At 45.2% G+C, this 26,144-nt stretch carries 23 protein-coding genes; 8 read left to right on the top strand and 15 right to left on the bottom strand.

What is annotated here, in order from left to right; all coding sequences use genetic code 11:
• Positions 1-157: 157 nt before the first annotated feature.
• The 6 genes from rplS to AC07M6_RS05985 all read right to left on the bottom strand — a co-directional run bounded on the left by rplS (position 158) and on the right by AC07M6_RS05985 (position 5,179).
• Positions 158-505, bottom strand: a complete 348-nt coding sequence (gene rplS / locus AC07M6_RS06010; protein ID WP_494888036.1) for a 50S ribosomal protein L19 — start codon at positions 503-505, stop codon at positions 158-160.
• Positions 506-682: 177 nt separating this feature from the next.
• Positions 683-934: a hypothetical protein gene (locus AC07M6_RS06005; RefSeq protein ID WP_494888035.1), complete on the bottom strand. Its 252-nt coding sequence runs from the start codon at positions 932-934 to the stop codon at positions 683-685.
• 18 nt (positions 935-952) lie between these two features.
• Positions 953-1,405, bottom strand: coding sequence for a hypothetical protein (locus AC07M6_RS06000; RefSeq protein WP_494888034.1), 453 nt, complete (start codon positions 1,403-1,405; stop codon positions 953-955).
• A 43-nt stretch (positions 1,406-1,448) separates the two neighbouring features.
• Positions 1,449-2,024, bottom strand: coding sequence for an RNA polymerase sigma factor (locus AC07M6_RS05995; protein ID WP_494888033.1), 576 nt, complete (start codon positions 2,022-2,024; stop codon positions 1,449-1,451).
• A gap of 278 nt (positions 2,025-2,302) precedes the next feature.
• Positions 2,303-2,947, bottom strand: a complete 645-nt coding sequence (locus tag AC07M6_RS05990; RefSeq protein WP_494888032.1) for a DNA alkylation repair protein — start codon at positions 2,945-2,947, stop codon at positions 2,303-2,305.
• A gap of 24 nt (positions 2,948-2,971) precedes the next feature.
• The gene (locus tag AC07M6_RS05985; RefSeq protein ID WP_494888031.1) at positions 2,972-5,179 is read right to left on the bottom strand and encodes a transferrin receptor-like dimerization domain-containing protein; all 2,208 of its coding nucleotides are present in this window, start codon (positions 5,177-5,179) and stop codon (positions 2,972-2,974) included.
• 448 nt (positions 5,180-5,627) lie between these two features.
• Between AC07M6_RS05985 and thrA the strand changes: the two genes are divergently transcribed.
• The 4 genes from thrA to dinB all read left to right on the top strand — a co-directional run bounded on the left by thrA (position 5,628) and on the right by dinB (position 11,984).
• Positions 5,628-8,078, top strand: a complete 2,451-nt coding sequence (thrA, locus tag AC07M6_RS05980; protein WP_494888030.1) for a bifunctional aspartate kinase/homoserine dehydrogenase I — start codon at positions 5,628-5,630, stop codon at positions 8,076-8,078.
• Positions 8,079-8,260: 182 nt separating this feature from the next.
• Positions 8,261-9,238: a homoserine kinase gene (locus AC07M6_RS05975; protein ID WP_494888029.1), complete on the top strand. Its 978-nt coding sequence runs from the start codon at positions 8,261-8,263 to the stop codon at positions 9,236-9,238.
• A 188-nt stretch (positions 9,239-9,426) separates the two neighbouring features.
• Positions 9,427-10,734 (top strand): threonine synthase, encoded by a 1,308-nt coding sequence (gene thrC / locus AC07M6_RS05970; protein WP_494888028.1) that lies wholly within the window; start codon positions 9,427-9,429, stop codon positions 10,732-10,734.
• A gap of 143 nt (positions 10,735-10,877) precedes the next feature.
• A complete protein-coding gene (dinB, locus tag AC07M6_RS05965) occupies positions 10,878-11,984 on the top strand; it encodes a DNA polymerase IV (protein ID WP_494888027.1) in 1,107 nt (368 codons plus the stop codon).
• Here dinB and AC07M6_RS05960 read toward each other — a convergent pair whose 3' ends face one another.
• The 5 genes from AC07M6_RS05960 to AC07M6_RS05940 are packed head-to-tail and all read right to left on the bottom strand — an operon-like array spanning position 11,985 to position 20,199.
• Positions 11,985-14,363, bottom strand: coding sequence for a hypothetical protein (locus AC07M6_RS05960; protein ID WP_494888026.1), 2,379 nt, complete (start codon positions 14,361-14,363; stop codon positions 11,985-11,987).
• A gap of 11 nt (positions 14,364-14,374) precedes the next feature.
• A complete protein-coding gene (locus AC07M6_RS05955) occupies positions 14,375-15,532 on the bottom strand; it encodes a DUF4249 domain-containing protein (RefSeq protein ID WP_494888024.1) in 1,158 nt (385 codons plus the stop codon).
• 3 nt (positions 15,533-15,535) lie between these two features.
• Entirely contained in the window at positions 15,536-16,693 is a 1,158-nt protein-coding gene (locus AC07M6_RS05950) for a DUF4249 domain-containing protein (protein WP_494888023.1), read from the bottom strand.
• A 4-nt stretch (positions 16,694-16,697) separates the two neighbouring features.
• On the bottom strand, positions 16,698-19,460 hold the full coding sequence (locus AC07M6_RS05945) for a TonB-dependent receptor (protein WP_494888022.1): 2,763 nt from the start codon (positions 19,458-19,460) through the stop codon (positions 16,698-16,700).
• A 1-nt stretch (position 19,461) separates the two neighbouring features.
• Positions 19,462-20,199, bottom strand: a complete 738-nt coding sequence (locus AC07M6_RS05940; protein ID WP_494888021.1) for a hypothetical protein — start codon at positions 20,197-20,199, stop codon at positions 19,462-19,464.
• A gap of 132 nt (positions 20,200-20,331) precedes the next feature.
• Here AC07M6_RS05940 and AC07M6_RS05935 point away from each other — a divergent pair, with 132 nt between their 5' ends.
• Both AC07M6_RS05935 and AC07M6_RS05930 read left to right on the top strand, forming a co-directional pair.
• Complete coding sequence (locus tag AC07M6_RS05935) at positions 20,332-20,550, top strand: DUF2442 domain-containing protein (RefSeq protein WP_494888020.1); 219 nt, start codon at positions 20,332-20,334, stop codon at positions 20,548-20,550.
• A 7-nt stretch (positions 20,551-20,557) separates the two neighbouring features.
• Positions 20,558-21,244 carry a hypothetical protein gene (locus tag AC07M6_RS05930; protein WP_494888019.1) on the top strand — a complete coding sequence of 229 codons (687 nt, stop codon included), beginning with the start codon at positions 20,558-20,560 and terminating at the stop codon, positions 21,242-21,244.
• 8 nt (positions 21,245-21,252) lie between these two features.
• On the opposite strand, the gene AC07M6_RS05925 is transcribed toward AC07M6_RS05930, so the two are convergent.
• Positions 21,253-21,483 carry a hypothetical protein gene (locus tag AC07M6_RS05925; RefSeq protein ID WP_494888017.1) on the bottom strand — a complete coding sequence of 77 codons (231 nt, stop codon included), beginning with the start codon at positions 21,481-21,483 and terminating at the stop codon, positions 21,253-21,255.
• 66 nt (positions 21,484-21,549) lie between these two features.
• Positions 21,550-23,322, bottom strand: coding sequence for a DUF885 domain-containing protein (locus AC07M6_RS05920; RefSeq protein WP_494888016.1), 1,773 nt, complete (start codon positions 23,320-23,322; stop codon positions 21,550-21,552).
• Between the two features lie 118 nt (positions 23,323-23,440).
• Here AC07M6_RS05920 and AC07M6_RS05915 point away from each other — a divergent pair, with 118 nt between their 5' ends.
• Positions 23,441-23,857 (top strand): EamA family transporter, encoded by a 417-nt coding sequence (locus tag AC07M6_RS05915; RefSeq protein WP_494888015.1) that lies wholly within the window; start codon positions 23,441-23,443, stop codon positions 23,855-23,857.
• Positions 23,858-24,532 carry a phosphatase PAP2 family protein gene (locus tag AC07M6_RS05910; protein ID WP_494888014.1) on the top strand — a complete coding sequence of 225 codons (675 nt, stop codon included), beginning with the start codon at positions 23,858-23,860 and terminating at the stop codon, positions 24,530-24,532.
• A 27-nt stretch (positions 24,533-24,559) separates the two neighbouring features.
• Here AC07M6_RS05910 and AC07M6_RS05905 read toward each other — a convergent pair whose 3' ends face one another.
• Both AC07M6_RS05905 and AC07M6_RS05900 read right to left on the bottom strand, forming a co-directional pair.
• A complete protein-coding gene (locus AC07M6_RS05905) occupies positions 24,560-24,880 on the bottom strand; it encodes a DUF6686 family protein (RefSeq protein WP_494888013.1) in 321 nt (106 codons plus the stop codon).
• 118 nt (positions 24,881-24,998) lie between these two features.
• Positions 24,999-26,144, bottom strand: coding sequence for a PepSY-associated TM helix domain-containing protein (locus tag AC07M6_RS05900; protein WP_494888012.1), 1,146 nt, complete (start codon positions 26,142-26,144; stop codon positions 24,999-25,001).

The following is a 26,144-nucleotide window of genomic DNA, read 5'->3' as shown; positions in this document are numbered from 1 at the left end:
TAAGCAATCGTAAACATACTACGAGATTGCCGCGCTACGCTCGTAATGACAAATTCTATTTAGACAGGAAAAATTCGCGGCCAACGCAAAAAAGCCACTCTCTTTACAAAGAAAGTGGCTTTCAATATTTATACTGCCCCTGAAACGGAGCGGATAATTAAACCCTTTTTGATTTGATACGGGCTGCTTTGCCTGTTAAAGCACGCAGGTAGTACAGTTTAGAACGGCGTACTTTACCAACGCTGTTTACATCAATTTTATCAATGTTTGGAGAGTTGATAGGGAAAATACGCTCAACACCAATACCGTTTGATACTTTACGCACGGTAAAAGTTTCGTTATTACCGGTACTGTTACGTTGGATAACCACACCCTGGTAAACCTGGATACGTTCCTTGTTACCTTCCCTGATTTTGTAGTGTACACTAATGGTATCACCAGCTTTAAACGCAGGAACTTTATTATTTACTACTGATTGTTCTTCAACAAATTTTACTAAATCCATGATTTTTAGCTCTTAAAGCGATTTTTATCCCGTAAAAATCGGACTGCAATATTAGCAATATTATTTTAAAATAAAAAGTGGATTTTAAAAATTTCCACAAAACGTTGTTTTGGGTGATTTCACAGATTTTTGAACGATGATTTCACGGATTTTTTATTGGAATGTAAATCGGTGAAATCATATCATCAAATCGGTGGAATCCCTTAATGGCCTTTTTTCGGTAAAATAAGCGACGATTGTATATACCAGCCCGATAATGAGCAGGTTGAAAACAAAGTTAATAAGCGTATCACTCACCGAATGCGAACGGCTGTCGATATCAATAAATGTATATACCGCATAAGCTACAGCTAATAATAGTATTAACCAGCCGGCAATTGCCGCGGGGAAATAGAATATCCCTTTGCGTGTAAACCAGTTTAATTTCATGTTGTTGTTGATTTTAATTTAGATAATAAACAGGATTAGTAATGTGGTACTGATCAGGATCAACAGGACGTTCCAAAACTTTAGCTTAATGGTTATGCTAAATTCTTTATACTTACGCTGTGTTGGGCTGATATGCACCACCCGTACATGTACTATGGCCAGCAGGTTAATAATAATGCAAACTATCGGCAGCCCGAAGAACAGGATGTCAAGTAAGATCGCGGTGCCTTTATTAAATCCGCTGAAAATCATCCCGAACAGCCAGCTGTCAATCGCCTTATTATGAAAAAACGCGGACATCAGCGCGCAGATTAAAAAGTAAGCGGGCAATACAATCAGCCACACACCCAGGGCTGCCGAACGCTCGGCGTTCATAATGGTCATCTTTACCTTTTGCTGGTGCAGCGAAGGATCTACATCGGGAATACTCAAGTTTTCCATTTGTTTTAAAAAATCTTGTTCGTTCTTCATGTTAATTACTTCTATAATGCGCTAATCAAAAACGGTTGCAGTTTTACATTAAGTTTCTCAGTTTCTCTAACCCGCGCGAAAGCAGCGACTTTATCGTGCCTTCATTTTTATCCAGTATCTCGGCAATCTCGGGGTTGGTTTTTTGTTCAAAATAGCGCAGGGCAATTACCTCCTGGTATTTGGTATCCAGTTTTAGCAGGTTTTGGCGGATGTTATCATAATCCTTGTGCGCTTTCAATTCCCGCTCCATCATTTCGCGCTCGTTATCGGCATCGCCATGCAGTAGTTTTTCCATCTGCGGGTTTTCCAGCAATTGCTGCAGCGATTGCGGCTTGTATTTGCTGCTGCGGTAGTATTGGTTCAGCTCGTTCCCGGCAATGCGGTACAGCCAGGCCGATACGCTGATACCCCGCCACTGAAAACTGCCGATCTTTAAAAATGCCTTCAGGAAAGTTTCGGCGGCCATATCTTTAGCCAGGTCGTAATCGCCGGTGCGGCGCAGCAGGTAACCAAACACGGCCTTATAATAGCGGTCAAATATCAACCCAAAAGCATTTGGGTCGGTTCGGCATTGCTCAATAAGCCGGGCTTCGTTATAGGGTTCCATCGGTTGCAACATACCTGTAATGCAGGCTGTGTGGTTTGGTTGCAATCTAATTTAAGAAATTTTTAATTAGTTCATAGTTGATAGATCATGGTTCATAGCAGAAAAGACTTACGAAGTTTTTAAAACTTCGTAAGTCTGGAATCAATATTAAATATTCCATTGCTGCCGCAGGTTTAGCGCAGCGTAACCTGTGGTAGGCCATGTCGGAAGTTTAAAACTTCCAACATTTTAGGCACAAGTTAAGCCAATGCCCAATCCCACCCTTAAACTTGCGCCAGCATAATGATTTACTATAAGTTTCTTTTCTTTACTTCCTGGTCAATGAATTTCGGTAGATAATTAGGGGTGCAATTTTTTGCCACAACTTCATCTTTATACAGGCCAAGTTTTTCCCCAATTTTTATGCATCGGCTTCGATTATGTGAATCAAATATTCCAATCCATGCAGTAGTAAAATTCATTGCCCATTGAACTTCCGGTTCTTCGTTTAACATCTTGCCTTCAACAATCGAAAGCAATTCTTCTGAATTGCCTGGTGGAGTTTGCCCCATCCATCTGAGTCGTCCCTGATAATACCAGAATATACGTCTGTGAATAGATGAAGGATTATTCTGCCAGGATTGGATAAGGGCAATTAGCTTTTTGTCTTTGGTTAGCTGATTCGCCATCAACCAATCAGCGAGTTGAAGACGCTCGTCAGTTTGATGATTTTTAAAATCCTGTATTAAATTGTCGACGAAATCAGCGTCGAGCTTTTTTACATCCATAATTAAAATTGCCAGAAGCCTTGCGAAGAAGGTTCCTGTACTCCAAAGCTCCTTCGCCAGGTCATGATCTTTTTTTAGCTCTTTTGCGATTACCCGTAAATCGCCAAGCTTAGTCCCTGCTTTATTAAGCTCTAAGTAAATTTGTTGGGCCCTACTCGCGGGGTTCATCAATTCTCCTTTTGAGGTTTATCATTACTTCTCCAGATAAGCCGCTAATTGCGTAATATACTTAGCCACAATCCCAATCTGCTGCTGTGCTTCTGCCCAGTTGCGCTGCTCAATAGCCTCGCGTACGCCGGGGATGGTTTTTACGCCGTAGCCGGTATAAAAACCGGGGGCGTATATGGTATGCTTGTACCAATCGCGGCGGGGCAGGCCCTCGGGCGATAGCAGTTGCTGCTCGGCCTGGTAAAGCAATTTATTCAACTTATCGTGGTCGGCATCGGTTTGGGTGGCGGTTGCCCAGGTTGCGGCCAGTTTGTCGGTACTGGCCTTAAGCGTTTCCAGGGCATCGGTTAATGGCTTAAAATCAAGCGCGGGTACTTCGGGTTTGGTAAGGGGCAAGGCCATTTTTTTAGTTGGGTCGGCGGCTAAAGCGTAGCTGTTGTTTTTGATCAGCAGGTTATCGGTGGCGGTATTTTCGCGCATCTGATTAGCCAGATCGCTCACTTCGGTGGCATATTTGCTAATGGTGCTGTACAAGCTGCGGAAATCAAACGGTAAAACATCGGCATTGGCCATACGCAGGGTAGCCCTGCCGGTCACCGATGCCAGTGCGGCGCCATATACAAAACCGGCATCTTTAAAACGCGTATAATCATCATAACTATCATAAATGGAGTGGTAATCGCCGCCGCCATCTTCGCCGCCAAACCCAAGGTTAAGGGAAGGGATGCCCAGATGCTGAAAGAACGGCGAATAATCCGAACCCGAACCGAGTGCGCCAATGTGGGCGCTTTTACGTTCCAATGCCTCTTTTTTCGCTTTCGCGGATGCGGCACCCACCGCATCGCGGCCTTTATTACGGTCAAACAGGCTTACTTTGGTTTCGGGGTCAATCACATCATGGGTAATCTCGTCTATATAAGTTTCCAGCGCATGCGATCCACTGGCGCCCAAAAAACCGCGACCGGTATCATCCGTATTGATATAGATCACCGCTTTTTGCTGCAACTCTTTGGCATGGTCTTCCACGTATTCGGTACTGCCCATCAGGCCGGGCTCTTCACCATCCCACGAGCAAAAAACGATACTGCGCTTTGGCTTCCAGCCGGTCTTAAGCAATTCGCCCAGCACACGCGCCTCATCCAGCATAATTGATTGCCCGCTGATCGGGTCGCTCGCGCCATTTACCCAGGCATCATGGTGGTTACCGCGCATTACCCACTCGTCAGGGTACTGGCTTCCCTTTATCATGGCTATCACGTCATAAGCCGGCACCTGTTTCCAGTCGAACGCCAGTTTTAAATGCACCTTAGCTTTCCCCGGGCCCACATGGTAGGTAATGGGCAGGCCGCCGGCCCAATCAGCCGGGGCAACCGGGCCATCAAGGGCAGCCAGCAGGGGCTTTGCATCGTGATAACTGATCGGCAGCACAGGGATCTTTAATATGGTGGTGGCATCTTTACGGTCTAACCGTTTGGCATTTTTGGTAGAGCCCACACCCGGGGTAAGCGGATCGCCGGGATAGATCACCATATCCATTACCGAACCACGCTGAACACCGTACTCGCTCTTATAAGCGCCTTTGGGGTAAACATCGCCCGCTACGTAACCGTCATCCTTCGGGTCGCTGTAAATGATACAGCCAATGGCGCCGTGCTCATAGGCCACCTTGGGTTTAATCCCGCGCCACGACCGGCCATACTTGGCTATCACAATTTTGCCTTTTACATTAATGCCCATTTTCTCCAGGCGTTCGTAATCATCGGGCAAACCGTAATTCACGAACACTAAAGATCCGGTTACGTCGCCATCGGCGCTCCATGCATTATAGGTAGGTAACTGACCTGCCTGGCCCGATGTGGCATCTTCCTTTAAGGCAGGTTCTTTTAATATAGCGGTATATTTTGTGGGCGAAGTTAATTCCAGCACCCTTGTTTTTGGGGTGGGGAATAATACGGTATATGTTTCGATATGCGCATCCAACCCGTAGCTTTTGTATTTGGCTAAAATAGCATCGGCCACAGCCTTACCTCCAGGCGAACTGATATGGTGCGGATAGGCCGAAAGCTGTTTCATGTTTTCGCCAATGCGCTTTGCGCTGACGGCCTTGTCAAAGGCCTGTTCCAGGGCTATCTCTTTTTCGGCGGCGGCAGGACTGAAGCCGGAAATGGTTTTTTGCTGGGCGTACGCTGTTGCCGAAAAAGCAAACAGCACAAGGGTAAGGGTTTTCTTCATAGCGATCAGTTGATGCGTGAAAATATGGAAAATTTGCGGTTTTATAAAGAAGAGCAAGCGATTTGCATGGTACGATATCGGTTAAACCGGGCAAATGGTTACGCGGTGGGCTGTCCTGTTTTGGTTTAATCTTCCATCAATTTTTCAAAAAGCAAATAATATTCGGCAACATGGCGCTATCATAGAACAATGATGAATTTGAAGCCCTGTTTAACCCCTCGAAAAAAATTAAATTATTTTTCTCTTGATAATTCAATTTAAATCTACTTAATTTGTCGTCATTACGAACATGATAGTTAACAACACCATTACAACAATTATTATTACCACCGGGATAAACCTTGGAGGAAGATAATCGTTTGGTGTAACAGATAGAAAAACCACAAAACGCCTTCCTCCGAAAAGAGGAGGGCGTTTTTGTTTAAATCACAATTGAATAACGCTAATAATGAAAGTTTTAAAATTCGGGGGCACATCGGTAGGCAGTAAGGAAAGCATCAGTACGGTAATTGAGATACTGAAACGGGAAGACCTAAGCAACGGCGCCCCTGTAGTAGTATTATCTGCCATGAGCGGGGTAACCAATCTGCTGGCAGCAATGGCCGCCAACGCCGCCAACGGGCAGGATTTTACCGCCCACCTGGCCGAACTGGAAGGTCGCCATTTTAATATTGTAAAAGACTTGTTGGATGTGCAGCAGCAAAACCCGGTATTCACCCGGTTAAAGCTATACTTTAACCAACTGGAAGACTTGCTGCAGGGCGTATTAACCCTGCGCGAACTTACTCCAAAAGCCCGCGACCTGATATTAAGCTATGGCGAGCGCTGCTCGGCACTAATGATCAGCCGTATTGGTTTGCAATATTTCCCCGGCTGTATGTTTGTGGATGCTACCGAGGTTATTAAAACCGACAGCGCTTACGGGCAGGCCAAGGTAAACATGGAGTTAACCGGTATGCTTATCCGTGATTTGTATAGTGCTAATGCCGGTAAGATATTATTTGTTACCGGTTTTATTTCCAGCAACGATGCCGGCCATGTAACCACCCTTGGCCGTGGCGGCAGCGATTATACCGCGGCTATCTTTGGTTCGGTGTTAAATGCCGGATCTATTGAAATATGGACCGATGTAAACGGCATGATGACCGCCGACCCGCGCATAGTGAAGAAAGCCTTTTCGCTGCCCGAACTCAGCTATACCGAGGCCATGGAACTATCCTACTTCGGCGCTAAGGTGATCTACCCCCCTACCATGATCCCGGCATTTTTGAAAAAGATCCCTATCGTGATCAAAAACACTTTCGATACCGGATTTGAGGGCACGGTGATCCGTCATGATTGTAAGGCATCAAACCTGGCTATCAAAGGCATCTCATCGGTAAATAAGATCAGTATCATTAACCTGGAAGGCAGCGGCATGGTAGGCAAGGCCGGTTTTAGCGGCAGGCTGTTCTCGCTGCTGGCCCGCGAGCAGATCAACGTGATCCTGATCACCCAGTCATCATCCGAACACAGCATCACTTTTGCTGTACAGCCTGACGATGCCGAAAAAGCCAAGCTGCTGATAGAACAGGAATTTGAATTGGAACTGCTGGCAAAAAAACTGGAATACCCGGTAATTGAGGGTGAGTTATCTGTTTTAGCCATTGTGGGCGAGAATATGAAACAAACCCCGGGCATGTCGGGCAAGTTGTTCCACGCGCTGGGCCGTAATGGCGTTAACGTGCGGGCTATTGCGCAGGGATCATCAGAGTATAATATCTCGGTGATCATCTCTGGTCACGATCTGGCGAAGGCTTTGAACGCGGTGCATGACGCATTTTTCAGTCAGCTGAATAAAACACTGCATGCGTTTTGTTTGGGTACCGGCAATATCGGTAAAACGCTGTTCCGCCAGTTAAATGAGCATAAGGGCTTTTTGGAAGAGAATAACGGTATCCAGGTAAAAATAGCCGGCATTAGCAATACCCGCCAAATGGCTTTTAATACAGATGGGTTTGATTTAGATACCTGGCAGGATACATTGCAAAGTACAGGTGAGCAGGCCGACCTGGCCGGGTTTGTGGAAAAAATGAAAAGCATGAACCTGCCCAACTGCGTGTTTATTGATAATACCGCCAGCCCCAAACCAATTGAGTTTTACGAAGGCATTTTTAAATCGAACATTTCGGTAGTTACCTGTAATAAGATTGGCAACTCGGGTAAATACAGTCAGTACAAGGCATTCCACGATGCGGCACGGGCGCATGGGGTTGATTTCTTTTATGAAACTAATGTAGGCGCGGGCCTGCCGATTATCCGCACCCTGAAGGATCTGATGGGCAGCGGCGACAGGCTGCAAAAGATAGAAGCCATCCTGTCGGGCACCATATCTTTTATCTTTAATAACTTTAAGGGCGACGCCAATTTCCATGATGTTGTAAAGCTGGCGCAGGAAAAAGGCTATACCGAACCCGATCCGCGGGATGATTTGCGGGGCACCGATTTTATGCGCAAAATGCTGATCCTTGCCCGCGATGCCGGTTACCAAATGGAAGCTGATGATGTGCAGATAGACAACATATTACCGCAGGCCAGTTTGGATGCAGCAACGGTGGAAGATTTTTACGCGACCCTGAAAAGTGAGAACGCCTTTTTTGATAACCTGAAAAATGAAGCCGAAAACGGTAACAAGGTATTACGTTATATTGGTAAACTCGAAAACGGAAAGGCCAGCATCAGCCTGCAAATGGTAGATGCCGAACACCCGTTTTATACCATGAGCGGCAGTGATAATATCATCGCCTTTAATACCGATCGCTATAAAGAACGCCCCATGGTGGTAAAAGGCCCCGGCGCAGGCGCCGAAGTAACCGCCGCCGGTGTATTTGCCGATTTGATAAATGTTGGGGCGAATTAGTAGAATGTGCAAATGTGCGTATATGCAGATGTGCAAATGAGAAATTAAACAAAATATGTCATTGCGAGGAGCGGAGGGCGGCCTGAGGCGATGGGGCGACGCGGCAACCGCGAACTATGCAGATTTGGCTCTGCCGCTTCGCGATTGCTTCGTACCTCACAATGACAAAGACGATATATATTATGGATACTCAAATACAAGAATTAACCATGCCCGATAATGCTAAAGCAGGGACCTCTGTCCAGGTCTTCGCACCGGCCACCGTTGCTAACGTAGTTTGCGGCTTTGATGTGCTGGGCTTTGCCGTTAACGCCCCGGGCGATGAGGTGGTGATGCGTGTAACCGATAAGCCGGGCATCACCATCAGCAAAATTACCGGCGATAATGGCCGCCTGCCGATGGATCCGGCTAAAAATACGGTAAGTGTAAGCGTACGCCACTATTTGGAAAGCATTGGTCGCACCGATTTGGGCCTGGATATCGAACTGCATAAAAAAATGCCGATAGGCAGCGGCCTGGGCAGTAGCTCGGCCAGTACGGTAGCGGGGTTATTTGCTGCAAAAACCCTGTTGGGCGATGAACGTGATGTAGCGCAACTATTGCCCTTTGCCATGAAAGGCGAGGAAATGGCTTGCGGACACGGACACGCCGATAACGTTGCCCCCGCATTGATGGGCGGCTTTGTGCTCATCCGCAGTTATGAGCCGCTTGATGTGGTGCGCCTGCCGCATCCTAAAGACCTGTGGTGCGCTATTGTGTTCCCTGATGTGGATGTGCCCACCCGCGAGGCCAGGCAGATCATCCGCAATAAAATTAATATGAAGGATGCCGTTACCCAATGGGGCAATGTAGCCGGCCTGGTAAGCGGTTTGTTTATGAACGATATCGACCTGATCGGTCGCAGTATGAAGGATGTATTGGTAGAGCCGGTACGCAGTATGCTGATCCCCGGTTTTTACCAGATGCGTGAAATGGCCATGGAATTGGGCGCGGTAAGCTTCGGCATCTCCGGCTCGGGCCCATCGGTATTTGCGTTTACCCGCGATGAGCAAACGGCCCACAACATCACCCAAAAACTGCAATCGTTTTTAACGGGAATGAAGATCAATTCCAACAGCTATGTATCAACGATAAATGATAAGGGGCCGAGGGTTTTATAATGTGCAGATGTGAGGATATGCAGATGTGCAAATGAAAAAATAGTTTGTCATTCTGAGCGATAGCGAAGAATCTACCGGCGGACATTAGAGGAGGATTTGCAAACGAGAGATGCTTCATACCTCAGCATGACAAGTAGTTTAAAAATCGGTGAAATCAAAAAACCATCGGTGAAATCAAAAGAATAATAATGAAACTATACAGTACCAATAACACCGCCCTGAATGTATCCTTTAAGGATGCCGTTTTTAATAGCATGCCGCAGGATAAGGGGCTTTATATGCCGGTAAATATCCCGGCTTTGCCGCAGGCGTTTATAGATAACCTGGATCAGTATACCCTGCCCGAAATTGCTTTCACCGTTGCCAAAAACATGCTGGCCGGGGCTATCCCGGATAGCGATTTAAAAACGCTGATTGATGACGCCATCAATTTTGAGGCCCCGGTAGTTGAACTGGAAGAAGACGTTTACGTGCTGGAGCTTTTCCACGGCCCATCGCTGGCTTTTAAAGATTTTGGCGCACGGTTTATGAGCCGGGTGATGGCTTACTTTTTAGAGGATGGCGAAAAGCAACTGGATGTTTTGGTGGCTACATCGGGCGATACCGGGGGTGCGGTGGCTTTAGGCTTTTTAGGCGTGCCCAATACGCGTGTTACCATCTTATACCCTAAAGGCAAGGTAAGCGACATCCAGGAGTTGCAGTTAACTACCAACGGACAAAATATCCGCGCACTGGAAGTTGACGGTACTTTTGACGATTGCCAGGCCCTGGTTAAACAAGCCTTTACCGATGCAGAACTGAACACGAAATTCAGGCTGACATCGGCTAACTCTATCAACATTGCCCGGTTAATCCCCCAAACGTTTTATTATTTTAACGCTTACGCTCAGCTATTAAAACAGGGCAAAAGCAAAGTGGTGTTCGCGGTACCAAGCGGTAACTTCGGTAATATAGGCGCGGGTTTATTAGCCTGGAAAATGGGCTTACCGGTACAGCAGTTTATAGCCGCCACCAACGTTAACGATACCGTTCCCGAGTTTTTAAAAACGGGTGTTTATCAGCCAAAGCCAACGGTGGCCACTTTATCAAACGCCATGGATGTAAGCAGCCCCAGCAATTGGGTGCGTATTGCCGATCTGTTTAAAAACGATACTGCCGAACTGAAAAAACTCATTACCGGGTATAGTTTCGATGATGAGGATACCGTAAAGGCCATTGTAAAGATATTCGGCGCGTATAAGTATGTGGCTTGTCCGCATACGGCTATTGCCTGGCTGGCGCTGACCAATTGGATGGATAAACAGGAAGACGATGATATCACCGGCGTGTTCCTGTCTACCGCGCACCCTTGCAAATTCCCGGATGTGTTCCCCGAACAAATTGCCAGGTCTGTTGAGATTCCAGAACAGGTAAAAACCCTGCAGGAAAAAGCAAGGCAAGCCACCGCCCTGAAAGCCGATTTTAACGAGTTTAAAAACTACCTGTTAAATAATTAACCACGCATTTTAAACCGATCCATAAACCGTAAGCCGCCCTGTTAATCCGGGGCGGTTTTATTGTTTAATATAATACTGTAGTAGCAATACCACTACCTGGTAATGACACCATTTGATTGGTTTTTTGCCTAATTTAGGGCCTCATGGAAACCAGGCCCGATACCACGTACCGCAAGATCATCCATATTGATATGGATGCCTTTTACGCGTCGGTAGAGCAGCGCGACAACCCCGAATACCGGGGTAAGCCGATAGTTGTAGGCGGACTGCCCGAAGGGCGGGGCGGCGTGGTGGCTACCGCCAGTTACGAGGCGCGTAAGTTTGGGATCCGGTCGGCTATGCCGTCTAAACGGGCCTTGCAACTTTGTCCACATGCTATATTTATCCGTCCAAGGTTTGAGGCCTACAAGGAAGTATCGCGGCAGATCCGGGAGATCTTTCACCGTTATACCGATCTCATCGAACCCTTATCGCTGGATGAAGCTTATCTGGATGTAACGATAGATAAACCGGGCATCGGTTCGGCTATTGATATTGCCATGCAAATTAAACAGGCTATTAAAGATGAGTTAAACCTCACCGCATCGGCCGGGGTATCTATCAATAAATTTGTAGCCAAAATAGCATCCGATATCAATAAACCCGACGGCCTGAAATTCATCGGCCCATCCGCAATCGAAAGCTTTATGGAGGCGCTGCCCGTAGAGAAATTTTACGGCGTAGGTAAAGTGACGGCCGAAAAGATGAAAAAAATGGGCCTGCATTTTGGCGCCGACCTGAAGAAACTGAGCGAAGATGAAATGTCGCGCCATTTTGGGAAGACGGGCCGGTTTTATTACCAGATAGTTAGGGGGATAGACGACCGGCCGGTGCAGCCGCATCGCGAAACCAAATCATTAGGCGCCGAAGACACTTTTGCGTACGACCTGACCGAGGTGGAGGAAATGAACACCGAACTGGATAAAATTGCGATCACGGTGGAAAGGCGCCTGAAACGTTATGAACTGCAGGGGCGCACCATAACACTGAAGGTAAAATATAGCGATTTCAGGCAGATCACCCGCAACCAATCATTCGCAAAACCGGTGGATGACCTGGAAACTATTGCAGCCACGGCAAAGAGTTTATTGCTGGCCAGCGGTACCGAAGAGGTGAAGATCCGCCTGCTGGGGATCTCGCTTTCCAATTTTGGCGAGCTGCAAAAGCCGCCTGTTAAAGATGCCGAAACCAATCAGCTTAAACTGTTCTGATCATTTCTTTACTTCAAAAGAAAAATACTGCCTGCCCGCCTGCCCGTTAGCTGCCATGCCTTGTACTACGCCAATATATTTACCGGGTTTATCTGATGTATAAAAAGTTGCCCGCGCTTTGCCATCGGTACCGGTGTTGAGGTTGGGGGACCAGTACAATAAATTCCTGAAATCAGGAATACGGCTTTTTAGCTGATCTTCGGTATCGTAAACCGGCGAATAAAATTCGCGTTGTAATTGCATCCCCTCGTAATCAAGCACTATGGCGCGTGGATCAAGCTCAAAGCCGCCAAAATCCGTTTTATAACTGGTAAACGACAGTATTCCATCGCTAACAATTGGGCCCCAAAAATATCTTTGGTTCACTACGTCCAACCGTTTCATTTTTAACGGATCGATTGTAAACGCTTTGTCGGTGTTAAAAACAGGTATACCATCCAGTAAAATCAGCGGGTCGTTATCACCCGAAAGATATCCCTCGGCATTGATAAACTTTAAATGGAAATGCCCGTTTTGCTTAGCAACATTAACGTTGGTAACATATTCGCGTAAAACCTCTTCGGTGGTTGTAAAGCGGGTAAAATTATCCAGCGCAAAAGATTTGTATTGTTTATCATAAAAAGCCAAACTGTCTATCCCGCTGGTATTAAATTGTCTTAAACGTTCGGGGCGATACAGGTTTTGTACCTGCATGGCCAGGCTATTACTTTCTATTTGAGGGCTAATGGTTTTATTAAAGTACAGGGGCTGAAGCTTTGTAGTAGCGTACTGTTCTGAAAAAGGGTTGTTTAAGGTTATTTGATAAGTTGTGCTATCCATTGCCGTGTTGGTTTGCAACACAATTTCGTTAGCGCCGTATAGGTCGCGGGTATTAAATATCAATTGTCCGCTTGTACCCGAATGGGCGCCATATAGCTGTACTTTTTTGCTGATCACCCCCAGGTAAACTATGGCATTATTAACTTTTGCACCCGAGCGGTCGGTAATCTGTCCGGTTATCAGGTGCCCATTATATTCGGGAAGGAAGCGAAATGCCGGCTGTTTGCCATTTAATATATCGTTCCATTTAAAACGGCTCCAGCCCTGGGTGAGTAATAAATTATCCAGTTCTTCATCTGTATCGGCGTTTACGTTGTTGAAATAATAGCCGGGCATTTCAATATTGCCCTTTAACTCAGATGATAGCCACAAGTAGCTCACCAAATCATCTGCCCGGTTACCGTTTAGCGAATCTGTACGATAAACCGATAGCGACAAGTTGGTTTTTTGCGGTTTCCCGTCGCTGCCGCTTGATGCCACGTCAACAGCTACTTTTTTCCGCAGGCCAAACTGTTGCGCTATGCTGGCCTGTAAATTTAAAACCGCGGGGCGTATAAAAACCAGACGCTCGGCCAGGGGCTGGCGGTTAGCGTTAAAAATGGTTAAATGGTTTATACCATCCCCCAGTTTAGTTTTATCTATTAGCAGGGTTGCGCTGTTACCGGCACCGCGGTTTACCTGTTGCGCTAAATTAATATGAGGGCCACTGTGTGCCAGCAGATAAAGATCTTCGGGCTGGCTGCCGGTAATTTTTACCTGTATTTGCTTGCCGCCATCATCAGTTACATGCATTACAAAACCTTGTGCTACGGCAGCCGGTAATTGTTTGATCAGCGCGTTACCCGGACCGGCACGCATTACAACTTTATAAACCTGGTTGGCTACCGGCGTAAAGGTGAAACGCCCGATGCCAAATTTTGAAGTTTGGAAACGCGCCACCGTATCGCTGCGCTGATTAATGATCACGCCATCAACATCAATGCCTTTTCCATCCTCGCCGGTAGCTTTAAAACCCACAGTACTGGTAATGCCGTTAACTAAGTTTCCGCCCTCAGGGAAAAACTGGATATCATAATCAACCTTTGATCTTTTTAGCGGGGCATCAGGGGTAACCAGGGGATTAACAATGGTTAAGGTTTTTTCAAAATACAGGTCGGCGCTGAAATTTTTCATCCAGTTGGTATAGGCCCTTAGTTGGTAATTACCATTGGCCAGCGTTACCGGGATATATAGAGAGCCGCTGCCCGTGCCGTTTTGCAGGGCAATTTTAGCTTGCAGTACCGAATTATTGGCGATATCCAAAACATCAACATAGGCTACTTTACTGATGTTAACAGGGGTATTTAAACCGGCATCTACTGTATACAATTTAAACCATAGTATTTCGCCCGTCAGGTAAAACGCGCGGTCGGTATGCACATATATTTTTTCCTGCAGTACATTATGCGAATAATTTTCAAAGCCGGTATTGATACTTACCGGCGCCTGGCCGCGGGCGGCGATAAATAGCATAACCATGCAGGCAGTACCCAGCAATATTTTTTTTATGTTATTGTTCATTTTATCCATAATTATTTCCAAAAAGATGGCTTTTTTAATACTCCTCTTGTTGTGCAATCCGCACAAGGTGTGGATGTTTGTGTAATACCAATAATATCGCTTCCTGAATACACAAGGTCAACAATAAACTTATTAGCTTCGGGGTAGCATGCTTTTGAATTGGTAAAAATTATCGTTTGCAGGCCGCATAGGTTTTGGGGTTGTGTGATGAAACCACGCACGTCGGTTTTATCAACAAATATCCTTTTGCGTTGTATAGTGCCAACACTAATATATCCAATAACCGGTTGCGCTGCATCACTTACACAATGTATATTGCTTGCCGGGGCCGATGGTTGCGCGTCGAAAATACTGCCCAGATTTTCGGTGTTTTTTTTAACATTACTCCAAAATTCGTAAGCCGGTTTACTAAGCGCATATTGCTTAACCAGTATACTATACCTAATACTTATTTTTTCGGACGAAGCGGGGATAGTTGCAATATGCGCCTGGTACAATACATCCTGGGTCAGTTTAGCTGTCGATCCTAAAACAATAGATTTTGATGCATCATTGGTAAAACATGTATATAAGGACTGGGTCCTTGATTCAGGTGGCCCATAAGGTGGCCCGTCGTCACAGATTCTTAAATATTTAGAGTCGTACGCTACCTGGAACATCCAGGCTTCTTCATATTCCCAACGGTAATAACGGGTATTGTTAGTTGCATCATGTGTATTTGCGTAAATAATCAGCCCGGTAGGGTCGATTTTAAAGCCCACACTATCAATAGGCGGCGATACCTTCACCGGTTCATAATCTGATAGGTAAACCAAGCCGTCTTCAGTTTTAATGCGCAGGCGATAGTTGTGGCCGGTATTCAGGTTTAGTGCGGCAGCTACATAATTACCATTAGTGGTTTCTTTTAATGGATATGGTGCATTTTGGTCATCTTCAACTGTTACAATAGCTTTGGCTTCGGGGTTTGCGGTAGCATTATTTGCATTTTGAATATAAATCTTCGTAGTACGGCTTAGCCTGATGATGGTTGAATCGGCACCGCTGTTAATCAGGCCTTCAACAACCAGGTAACGGCCTGCCGCGTCAATCACTTTAGGGCTATAAGGCTTTTTGCACATGGTTATCGCAACCATTACTATAATGCCTGATATGTAAAATGCTTTTTTCATGCCTTATTTCCAAAAATATGGTTGGGCAGTTGTGCCTCTTAAGGTGCAATCCACACAGTATTTACCTGCCGATGTATAGCCCCTTATAGGGTTAGTTCCAATTGCATCAATCGGTTGGTTAAGGCTACCCCTGGGGATCAGCAATTGTGACACCAGGTCGCCTCCAAGAGCTGTCGGATCCACGTAAAAATAGCTTTGAATTGCACAGTCATATGGGCTAAAATATGTCCAGCCCTGGGGTAGTTGGGGCCTATCAATAAATATCCGCTTAGTTTGGACAGTCCCTACACTTATATAGCCCACAACGGGCAAATCAGTATTGGTTATACAGTGGATATTACCCGTGGGGGCCGAGGGCTGCTGGTCGAATATACTGCCAAGTTTTTCGGTAGTACGCTGCATGTTTTCCCAAAACTCGTAAGCTTTTTGGGTTAAAGCATATTGTTTAACCAGTACACTATATCGGATAGCGAGTTTTTCTGATCCCGAAGGAACATCGGTAAGATGTTGTTGTGGGATAATATCCTGACTTAGTTTGGCTGTTGATGCCAGCATAATGCTGCTCGATACGTTATTTCCAAAGCAATCATACACCATCTTAGTACGTGGGATTATTTTAGTGCCATTGGAAACATAATAAGAGCGGTATTCAGCGTGGAAGCGCCAGGTTTCTTCATATTGCCAACGATAATATTGTGTGCTATTACTCGGGTCGTGTGTGCTGGTATAAAACGACAGGCCGGCATCTGTAATCTGGTAGTTAAGGCTATCTATAGGCGGTGCGTTTTTTACCGCTTCATAATCAGACAGGTAAACCAGGCCATCAGTGGTTTTAATACGCAGGTGATACCGGCGGTCTTTATTAAGATTAAGCGGACCGGCGCCATAAGCCCCTTTAGCCAGCTCTTTTAGCGGGTAGACGGTGTTACCATCATCCTCTATTGTTAAAACGGCTTTTAACTCGGGCCTGCTGCTCACGGTGTCGGTTAATTTAACACTACGCGACAATTTAATAATGGTTGAATCGGCTCCATTATTAATTTCACCCTCAACCACCAAAATGCCCGGAGTGGCTTCAATAACCGCCGGATTAAACGGCTTTTTGCACATAGCCATTAAAACAGCTGTTGAAATACCCACGATATATAATATCTTTTTCATTTTTTTAAAATCGGACATTATAGTTAATAAATGGTATAGCAGTGGCAAAGATGGATAACTTATAGCCGTTAATCATTCCGCTTTGTTGTGTAAAATAAGTTGAATAGGCATTTTGCCTGCCCGATAGGTTATAAACCCCAAACGTCCATGAGTTATGAAAACGTTGGTTTAGTTTATGGTTACCATCAATAATCACCGAAAAATCGGTACGGAAATAATCGGGGATGCGGTTTGCATTGCGGGCGGCATAGTAAACCCTTTCTGACCCGGCGTAATAGTATTTTGCAATAGGCAGTGTTATTGGCCGCCCGGTACTATATACCATATTTAACGATACGCTGTAGCGATGGCTGATATGATAACTGCCCGTGAAGTTAAAATCGTGGGGTTTATCATAATTGGCCGGATAATAATTGCCGTTATTTACAGGCGAAGCCACCGTTGGGTCGTCCTGTTTAAGAAATACCCGCGAATAGGTGTAGCTCATTAAACCGGTAAGTGTCCCCGCGGTTTTCCTCACCAAAAACTCAATGCCGTATGCTTTACCACGAGTACTGATCACGTCTGTTTCAACATGGTGGTTCAGCAGCAAAGTGGCCCCATCCCTATAATCTAAATAGTCTCTTAAGCGTTTATAATAAACCTCAACAGATGTTTCTACCGTGTTTGATTTGAGGTTTCGATAAAAACCGAGCGAGATCTGATCGCCGTTTTGTGGTTTGATATTAGGGTCGCTTAGCTGGTAAATATCTATAGGTGATATGGCCGTAGTGTTTGATAGCAGGTGGATATACTGGCGTAAGGTATTGTATCCGGCTTTTACAGAAAAATTATCGCTGATGCTATACCGCGCCGATAAACGGATCTCGGGGCCGCCATAAGTTTTTATATTCTGCCCGCTTTTATACTGTGTGCTGTCTAAAAAAGTATCGCCTGTTTTGGGTAAGCCCGGTGCATAGTTATTTACCGTATGCGGGCCTAAAAAGTTGTATAAAGAATAACGTACGCCTGCGCTAACAGATAGCTTGCTGCTGATATCAAATTTATCGCCTAAGTATAAAGCGCTTTCCAAAGCCTGTTGTTTGGGTACTATGTTTGTTATGATAAGCGACGACGGATCGTTTGGCGCCTGGCTGCCTGGCTGCAATTGGTATAATATGGAGTTAAGACCAAAAGTAACCGTATGCCGGGTATTGACATAATAGTTAAAATCGGTTTTAAAGTTAGTTTGGTTAATATCAAACTTTAGCTTGTAGGCATTTATCGGATTAGCGCTGCTGGCAATCCCATAATCATAATGGTCAACGCCGCCTGATATTACACTATACAGCTTATTGCTGAAATTATGCTTCCATTTAATATTCAGGTTTTTATTGTTGTAGGCATAGCTGGTATCGCTGTTTAATTTAAAGGCATCTTTGCTGATATAGCCATATACATAAATATCATTCTTATCGTTAAAACGATGGCTGATGTCGAGGTTAAAATCGTAAAAAGACGCATTACTGTGCTTATAGGCATCGGGCAGCAGCTTTAACAGCCAATCGGAGTAAGTGACGCGCCCGCCGAATATAAACGAGGTTTTTTCGTTATTACCCAGCGGCCCTTCTACACTCAGCCTGCTGGTTAGCAACCCGATACCGGCCGATCCGGTGAACTTCTTTTTATTGCCCTCCCTGTCTGCCACATCCAATACAGAGGCCAGCCTGCCGCCGAATTTTTCGGGGATAGTGCTTTTGTATAATTCTACATCTTTAACCACATCGGGGTTAAATGCCGAAAAAAAGCCGAAAAAGTGGGCCGGGTTATAGATGGTTGAACCGTTAAGCAAAATCAAATTCTGATCGGCAGAGCCGCCGCGTACGTTAAAGCCGGTTGTAGCCTCGCCAACACTTTGCACACCGGGCAGCATTAAAATTGCGCGTAATACATCGGTTTCGCCAAAAACTGCAGGTATGTCCTTTAAGCTTTTTATATTAAGTTTTACCGCACCCAACTGTGTACTTTGTACATTGGCCATTTTATCTGCCGATATTTTTACTTCCCTAAGCGTTTGTATTTGTTCCTGCAGTTCAATATTCAGCTTGCCATCGCTATATAAAATAATTTGCCGGCGGGTATCGCGGCTGCCAATTGATTTGATATTAATGGTATGCGGCCCTTTAGGCAATGTTAACGAGAAGAAACCAAATGCATCAGTTGCCGTTCCGGATTTGGTATCGGTTACGTACATACTGGCCCCAATAATGGGTTCGCCTGTTTTAATGTTTTTAACATAGCCGGCTAAGGTAGCATTACCTGTTTGGCTGTTGCGGACACCTATTTGGTAGATCTTGTTCTCGGTAGTGGCTTCAGGCGTTTTTTTACTGCGGTCATCCTGCGAAAATATTGGCGCCGCCGCTACCGGGGCTTGCCCCGGTGTAACGGGCTGAAAAAAACCTGCCGCCAGTGTGGGCTGCAAAACGCGGGTCTTTGTTAAAAACACATCTGTTTGGTTAGCTATGGCATATTGGAAACCGGCGTTTTTAAATATCATATCCAACACGGCATTAAACGGTTGGCGTGTAGCCTGTACGGTAACCTTTAAACTATCAAAAACAGCTTTATCGTAATAAAAATGATAACTGGTTTTACTTTCCAGGTCGGTTACAATGGTTTCAATGCCGGCCAGCTGATAGTTAACACTAACAAGTGTATTATTTACCTGGCCAAAACTTAGTTTGCCTGTTAACAAACAGCATAAAAAGAGTAAGTAGCGTATCTTCATATTAGTTTGTTAATTGATCATAATAGGTTGCCAGCATTACCATAAAGCTTTCAGGGTCGTTTCTATACTTAATCTTGTTACTTTTAATATAATCCTTCAGCTCTTTTTTCCGGTCCTGTAAAACATCAAGCATATCGCCTTCGCCCGAAATAGTAAAATAGCGGCCGTTCTTTTTTAGATAATAGTAAACTTTAGGGTCAAAATAATCGTCGGTACTGAGCAGGGTACCTGCTATATGTATAATTTTTTGCCTTTTGGCCAGTACTTGTAGTTTATGGGTATACAGGTTGTCATAAAAACCGGCCTTTACAATTTTCTGGGCCGTACTGTCGGGATTAAGCCTTATAAAATGGTGTTTAAGCAGGGTAAATTCACTAACCCTGTCGCTGGTAAAGCTGTATAACGATGTGCCGTCAACCCATACCGAAACCAGCAGGTCGCGGTTAATATCATATAGCAGGGGGATATTTGGATAGGTTTCGCCGTAGTAAACAACCGAACCGTTAGCAGTACCCACGGTATCCATAAAATTAGGATTACCTTTCATTTTACGGATCAGGCTATAGCCAGTACCGTTATAAACCAGCGATTGCTGACCAATAGCCGCGTTGTAGTTGTTTATAGTAGTGCTAAGTACAGGGCGATTTTGAAGGTTATCAGCGTTTGGCTGGCCATGGCAAATACCAAAACACAAAAGCGCACAAAACGATATAACAGTTTTGATAAGGTAGTTCTTCATTCAGCTAATAATAGACCTAAATTTACAGTTATATAATCTATAAAACAAATAGCCGGTATTTTAAATAGAAACAGGCATTTATAATAGAAACAGGCAGGATATTTTTCTAAAAAATATGCGCACTTTTGCTTTATGGCATTGTTTACATCGCGCAAGCAAAAAAAAGATATCAAATTATCCTTTCAGGATGATATGCTTTTTGTTGAACTGGCCGATGGCAGGCAACAGGCTATTCCGCTTACCTGGATGCCGCAACTAAAAAATGCCAGTCCCGAAGACCAGGCCGACTGGCACTTAACCGATAAAGGCATCCGCTGGGATAAACTGGATGTAGATATAAATTTATCATGACCTGTATATGATGACGTTTGAAGAGTTTTTTAAAAAGAAGAAGATAGACCTGCCGCTGTTGCAAAACGGAGAACCGGCATTGTTTGCTGAATTTAAGAAACACTACGAACAAATGGGCGAAAAGAGTTTTGACCATACCAAAAAATATTGGTTCAACCAACTGCGCCGCAGGTTCCCGGCACCGCCAGAGGTAAAAGTTGAGAAAGTACATATAGAAAACCAGTTAGCCGAACAAACCATTGCCGATACCTTAACCGAGCCGGCAACGCCCAGCGTAGGGTTTAAACCGCGTTTTAAAGCGGGTATGGCCAGCAAACCGGCGGAAGGAAAGCCTGAAGACAACCCCGCGATTGTAGACGATAAACCTGTTGAAGGCGCGACATCATCGCCATCGGTAGGTTTTAAGCCGAGGTTTAAGGCATCGATGGTATCAAAACCAACTGAAGAGCATGTTGAGCCAACTGAAGAGAATATTGAACCAACTGAACCAGAGGCACCCAGGCCACCAATAGGTTTTAAGCCCAAATTTAAGGCTGCCGCACCGCCGCCTGTTACCAATGAACCAGTAAAGCCAGATGAACCGACAGAACAAAAGCCGGAAGATACCGCCCAGGAACCACCTGTTGAACCAGCCTCTAAACCTGCGGGCTTTAAGCCCAGGTTTAATATGAATAAGATGAAACCGAAGGAATAACCTTCCTGTCAGTTTCCCGATTTTTCCTCGTACCGGTTTTTTACGGTTGTGCTGATAAACGTACTTAACCCCAGGCCATTTTTAGCCAGTTTTTTCATTTGCTCGATATTGCGTTTACCGGCACTGGCATACGTGTAAACATAAACCTTGCCATCTGTAAACTGCACTGCAATGCTATCGGGCTTAATTGCATAAGCAATTACGCCAGAATTACCCGCTATATTTCTATAAGGCACCATACCTTATAAACAAAAAAACAGCGATGGGTTTTAGCCGCCGCTGTTTTTGTATCCTTATTATGGGCATTACTGTTTAGCTGCCCAGGTATCAATTTTATTTTCCAGCACACTAAGCGGCATAGCGCCGTCTTTCAGCACCTGATCGTGAAAGCTGGCCAGGTTAAATTTCGCACCCATTTTTTGCTCGGCGCGCGTACGTAGCTCCCTTATTTTTAAAGCGCCCATTTTGTAACCCAAAGCCTGCCCGGGGATAGCCATATAACGTTCAATTTCGGCAGTTGCACCTTCCTGGCTAATCGCTTCGTTATCGGTCATGTATTTAATGGCCTCTTCGCGCGTCATATTCTTGGTGTGGATGGCCACATCAACAACCAGGCGGATGGCGCGGTGCATTTCATCGCCCAGGGCGCCCATGTGCTGGTATGGGTCGGCAAATAAGCCCAGTTCTTTCCCTAACGATTCGCAATAGAGCGCCCAGCCTTCTACATAGGCATTTTCGCCCATATCAAAACGGCGGAATTTGGGCAGCGAGGTGTTTTCCTGCGTAAGCGAGATCTGGTAATGATGGCCCGGGATAGCCTCGTGCAAAAACAGCGATTCCATACCCGATGTAATATTGTATTTGGTGGCATCCAGTATCGGTATATAAAATATACCCGGCCTTGTACCATCGGCGCTGCCCTGGTTATACTCCGCACTGGCCGATGCTGCCCTGAAGGCTTCGGTCTGCCTGATCTGGAAAGGGGTTTTAGGTACATGGTTAAACATCGTTTTCAAATGCGGTTCCATCCGTTGATGGATGTTTTCAAAAGCATCCAGTATTTCTTTCGGCTGCTTGTAGGGCATAAAGGCTTTGTTATTGTTCATGTAGGTAAAAAACGCCTTCATATCGCCTTTAAACTTCACCAGCGTTTTAATACTATCCATTTTGGTATGGATGCGAGCCACTTCTTTCAGGCCCAACTGATAAATTTCTTCAGGAGTTTTATCGGTAGTGGTTTGCTGCTTTACCAGGTAAGTATAAATAGCTTTCCCGTTTGGTAAAGCCCCATATCCCGATGTGCTTCGGGCATGTGCATAGTACTCGTTTTTAATGTAATCATCCAACCGTTTATAGGTAGGGACAACCACTGTCATAATCGCTTTTTTGTACGCTTCGGTCAGGCGGGTTTTATCGGCTTCGGTAAAGGTTTTAGGCAGATTGGTAATGGGGCCATAAAACAAGCTTTTTTCTGGCGATGTCACAATCATGGCATCCATCTGGGGGATCATTTTTACCACCAGCGACTGTGGTAATACCATGCCGGTTTTTACACCCTTACCAAAATTTACAACAGCGGTATCGGCCCAAACGGAAAATGCATCCAGGCGTTTCAGCCAGTTATCGTAATCCTTAACCGTTTTAAATGGCTGCGCGCCCGCGCCAGATCCCAGCTGGCCAATGGTTAGCGGTAAAGCATAAAACTGGTTAAAAGGCATATATTCTAAATGGTATTGAAACCCGTCCAGCGCCAGCTGCGCCTCATAAGTAAAAATATCGTACGATAGCTGGTCTTGCTCGTCCAGATCATTGCGTTTAAAGTTTTTTACCTTATCAAGGTAAGCGGCATAAAAATCATGCGCCTGTTTCAAAAACGCTTCCGAACCATCGTTAGGCAGCTGGTCGTTATAGGTAGTATCCCCCGCGTAGGTCGATTCCAGGGGGAAAAGCTTCATGCGGTCGTTATAATAATCATCAAGCACTTTAGCCAGATCTTTATTGGGTGTTTTGGTGCCGGGTTGTTGTTTGCAGGCAGTTAAAGCGCCGGCGATACAGCATAACAACAGGAGTTTTTTCATGAGACGATATGGGTTTGAAATAATTGCTACAGTTGGATATATGTGGATTGAAACAATGTAGTAAATCTCAACATTTATACAAAATCAATTCGGATATTAGCTAAACAAATTTATTGCTATGTGGTGGATATACGCTTTATTTTCGGCTTTTTTTGCAGCCCTGACAGCCATTTTTGCTAAAGTGGGTATTAAAGGGGTTGATACCAACCTAGCCACCGCCATCCGTACGGTGGTGATACTGATGCTGGCCTGGGCCATTGTGCTGGTTAAAGGTAATTATAACATGAGTGGCCTTACCAAAACCAACTGGATCTTCCTGGTACTGTCCGGAGTGGCAACCGGCCTGTCGTGGATCTTCTATTTTAAAGCGTTGCAATTAGGCAAAGTGGAGCAGGTTGCGCCGCTGGATAAGCTGAGCGTACCGCTGGCTATTATACTGGCCGTCGTGTTTTTAGGCGAAAAACTAACGCTTAAAGATTCTGTTGGTGCATTTCTCATCATATCGGGTACATTTGTACTGATCTTAAAATTTTAAATGAGTACCGAATTTCAAAAGACAACGCTACGCAAGCTTTACAATAAAGTATGGCTGTTCCTGATACCTTACCTGTTTATACTGACCGGCTGCCTGATCATTAAAAGCCTGTACACCCGCGAGCAGATCTACTTTTTTATTAACAAGTTGCATACCAGTTGGGGCGATGTGGTGTTCCCCTTTTTCACCATGCTGGGCGATGGCTTATCGCTGATCATCCTGGCGTTGATCATCGGCTTGTTTAGTTATCGCCGTAGTTTTCTGTTACTAACAGGGTATGGTTTTACGGCTTTGGTTGCGCAAGCTTTAAAATTTACGTTTGATATGCCTCGGCCTTATTTATATTTTGAAGGCCAGCACAGCAAAATGTATTTTGTTAAGGGCATTGATATGCTGAGTTATCATAGTTTCCCATCGGGGCATACGGTTACGGCATTTTCGGCCTGCATTACGTTGGCTTATCTGTTCAGGAACAAGTATCTCGATCTGCTGATGCTGGCGCTGGCCTGTTGTATTGGTTACTCGCGCATGTATTTAAGTCAGCATTTTTTTGAGGATGTAACCGCGGGCTCGGCAGTTGGGGTATTTGTCACTTTGTTTTGGTTGTACTGGCTGGATAATAAACATCTTTTCCATACCGATAAATGGCGGGGCGGATTGTTAAGAAAGGTGTAATGGGTATAAAAGAGTTTGATGAGATAGCTAATCCCCCATCAAGCTATAAACCTCCAGCATATAAAGCGCTTCGTCTATTGCCGCTTTAAAGTTTTCCCATTCGGGATAGGTAAACGTGAAGTTAATATCGCTATGCGGGGTACGCAATACCGCGCGGTCTTCGCCATCGGGGAAAGGCAGCAAACGCTCCTCAAAATCCATGTCGTTGGCAAAGTTTTTAAAATCGTTGAACTGGCTTTCCGTAAAATTTAGTATCAGGTTTTGATGCCAGATATAAATGGCCCGGCAATCGGTACACTGGCTAATGTGTGTAGCCCCTTGATTACTTAATACCCTTGTTTCGCACATGCTTTTAAAGATTAGAGATTTTTAATTAGTGATCAGTTAATCAGAGGTTAGAGATTAGTTGATACCGGGTTATGAGTGTTTTACCTAATCTCTAATCAACCAATCACTAATCTTTACATCACGCCAAAGCAGGCTGACGGTGCCTCAGCTTTGGACTTTTCTTTTTATTGCGTTTACCCCACCAAACCATAAAACCGGTTACGGGCAAACTGGCGCAGATCAGGCTGGCAAAAAAGGCAATGATCTTGCCGGGCAAGCCCAGTATTTGCCCCACGTGGATATCGTAATTGGCATCATTCATTTTACGGCCCGGGCTTTTAGTTTGGTGCAACTGTGTTGTTAATATTTTGCCGCTGTACTGATCAAACGCATAGCTATCGCTGCGGTAATAATGCATAGGGGTATAATAAGCCGTTACCGATGTGGTATTCCCGCCTTTCCCATCACCATCTATCACAAAGAGCATCTGCGCACTGGGCGACTTTGTTTTAGCGTAAATAAAGGCCCTATCGCCAACAGGCACCGTATTTACCAAACGCTTTTGCAATGAATCTGACTGCGCCTCCCTTTTTTCGGATGGATAGTTTTTACCCAGGTTAGATGCCGTATAGATCCCCTCGCGCATCCAGTCGAACGCGATAGAGAGCCCTGATAGCGCCAGAATCAGCGCAATGCTGAACGCGTAAAAGCCCAGCACGTTATGCAAATCGTAATTTACCCGGCGCCAGCGGCCGTTCCATTTAATTTTGAAACTGCGCTTGCGGTCGCTTTTGCGTTTGGGCCACCACAGCACCATCCCGGTTATGAGTAAAATCACAAATATAATTACCGAGATCCCCACCACTAACTGGCCAATGTTTGCGGGAAGCAACAGGTACAGATGGATATATTCTACGATAATGAAAAAGTTTTTGGCTATATCCTCATCATGCAAAAATGTGCCGGTGTAGGGGTTCATGTAAATATAGTGGGTGCCAAGTTTAGGGTCGTTTACCATCACCACAGCCGGCCGGTCATTGCCATAGTAAGCGGTAATATTGGCTGCTCCTTTAGGATAGTGCTTTAAAGCCCTCGATTTTAATTGCGATGGCGGCAAATAGGGTTTGCTTTGTACCTCCACCCTGCGGTAGCTGTACAACGCGTCCTGTATCTCATCCTGAAAAACAAACAGGCAGCCGGTAATACTTACAATTAACACCACCAGCCCGGAGATGAACCCGAGCCAGCGATGTATAAATAGTATGGTTTTTTTAAACCTCGTCAT

The organism is Mucilaginibacter sp. GW821-FHT07H05 (genome assembly GCF_059418485.1).
This window is presented reverse-complemented; position numbering and strand designations above follow the sequence as displayed.

What these genes read in the sequence shown, in the direction of transcription:
- rplS (WP_494888036.1), bottom strand. Translation starts at nt 505, where the DNA reads ATGGATTTAGTAAAATTTGTTGAAGAACAATCAGTAGTAAATAATAAA.
- AC07M6_RS06005 (WP_494888035.1), bottom strand. Translation starts at nt 934, where the DNA reads ATGAAATTAAACTGGTTTACACGCAAAGGGATATTCTATTTCCCCGCG.
- AC07M6_RS06000 (WP_494888034.1), bottom strand. Translation starts at nt 1,405, where the DNA reads ATGAAGAACGAACAAGATTTTTTAAAACAAATGGAAAACTTGAGTATT.
- AC07M6_RS05995 (WP_494888033.1), bottom strand. Translation starts at nt 2,024, where the DNA reads ATGTTGCAACCGATGGAACCCTATAACGAAGCCCGGCTTATTGAGCAA.
- AC07M6_RS05990 (WP_494888032.1), bottom strand. Translation starts at nt 2,947, where the DNA reads ATGAACCCCGCGAGTAGGGCCCAACAAATTTACTTAGAGCTTAATAAA.
- AC07M6_RS05985 (WP_494888031.1), bottom strand. Translation starts at nt 5,179, where the DNA reads ATGAAGAAAACCCTTACCCTTGTGCTGTTTGCTTTTTCGGCAACAGCG.
- thrA (WP_494888030.1), top strand. Translation starts at nt 5,628, where the DNA reads ATGAAAGTTTTAAAATTCGGGGGCACATCGGTAGGCAGTAAGGAAAGC.
- AC07M6_RS05975 (WP_494888029.1), top strand. Translation starts at nt 8,261, where the DNA reads ATGGATACTCAAATACAAGAATTAACCATGCCCGATAATGCTAAAGCA.
- thrC (WP_494888028.1), top strand. Translation starts at nt 9,427, where the DNA reads ATGAAACTATACAGTACCAATAACACCGCCCTGAATGTATCCTTTAAG.
- dinB (WP_494888027.1), top strand. Translation starts at nt 10,878, where the DNA reads ATGGAAACCAGGCCCGATACCACGTACCGCAAGATCATCCATATTGAT.
- AC07M6_RS05960 (WP_494888026.1), bottom strand. Translation starts at nt 14,363, where the DNA reads ATGAACAATAACATAAAAAAAATATTGCTGGGTACTGCCTGCATGGTT.
- AC07M6_RS05955 (WP_494888024.1), bottom strand. Translation starts at nt 15,532, where the DNA reads ATGAAAAAAGCATTTTACATATCAGGCATTATAGTAATGGTTGCGATA.
- AC07M6_RS05950 (WP_494888023.1), bottom strand. Translation starts at nt 16,693, where the DNA reads ATGAAAAAGATATTATATATCGTGGGTATTTCAACAGCTGTTTTAATG.
- AC07M6_RS05945 (WP_494888022.1), bottom strand. Translation starts at nt 19,460, where the DNA reads ATGAAGATACGCTACTTACTCTTTTTATGCTGTTTGTTAACAGGCAAA.
- AC07M6_RS05940 (WP_494888021.1), bottom strand. Translation starts at nt 20,199, where the DNA reads ATGAAGAACTACCTTATCAAAACTGTTATATCGTTTTGTGCGCTTTTG.
- AC07M6_RS05935 (WP_494888020.1), top strand. Translation starts at nt 20,332, where the DNA reads ATGGCATTGTTTACATCGCGCAAGCAAAAAAAAGATATCAAATTATCC.
- AC07M6_RS05930 (WP_494888019.1), top strand. Translation starts at nt 20,558, where the DNA reads ATGATGACGTTTGAAGAGTTTTTTAAAAAGAAGAAGATAGACCTGCCG.
- AC07M6_RS05925 (WP_494888017.1), bottom strand. Translation starts at nt 21,483, where the DNA reads ATGGTGCCTTATAGAAATATAGCGGGTAATTCTGGCGTAATTGCTTAT.
- AC07M6_RS05920 (WP_494888016.1), bottom strand. Translation starts at nt 23,322, where the DNA reads ATGAAAAAACTCCTGTTGTTATGCTGTATCGCCGGCGCTTTAACTGCC.
- AC07M6_RS05915 (WP_494888015.1), top strand. Translation starts at nt 23,441, where the DNA reads ATGTGGTGGATATACGCTTTATTTTCGGCTTTTTTTGCAGCCCTGACA.
- AC07M6_RS05910 (WP_494888014.1), top strand. Translation starts at nt 23,858, where the DNA reads ATGAGTACCGAATTTCAAAAGACAACGCTACGCAAGCTTTACAATAAA.
- AC07M6_RS05905 (WP_494888013.1), bottom strand. Translation starts at nt 24,880, where the DNA reads ATGTGCGAAACAAGGGTATTAAGTAATCAAGGGGCTACACACATTAGC.
- AC07M6_RS05900 (WP_494888012.1), bottom strand. Translation starts at nt 26,144, where the DNA reads ATGACGAGGTTTAAAAAAACCATACTATTTATACATCGCTGGCTCGGG.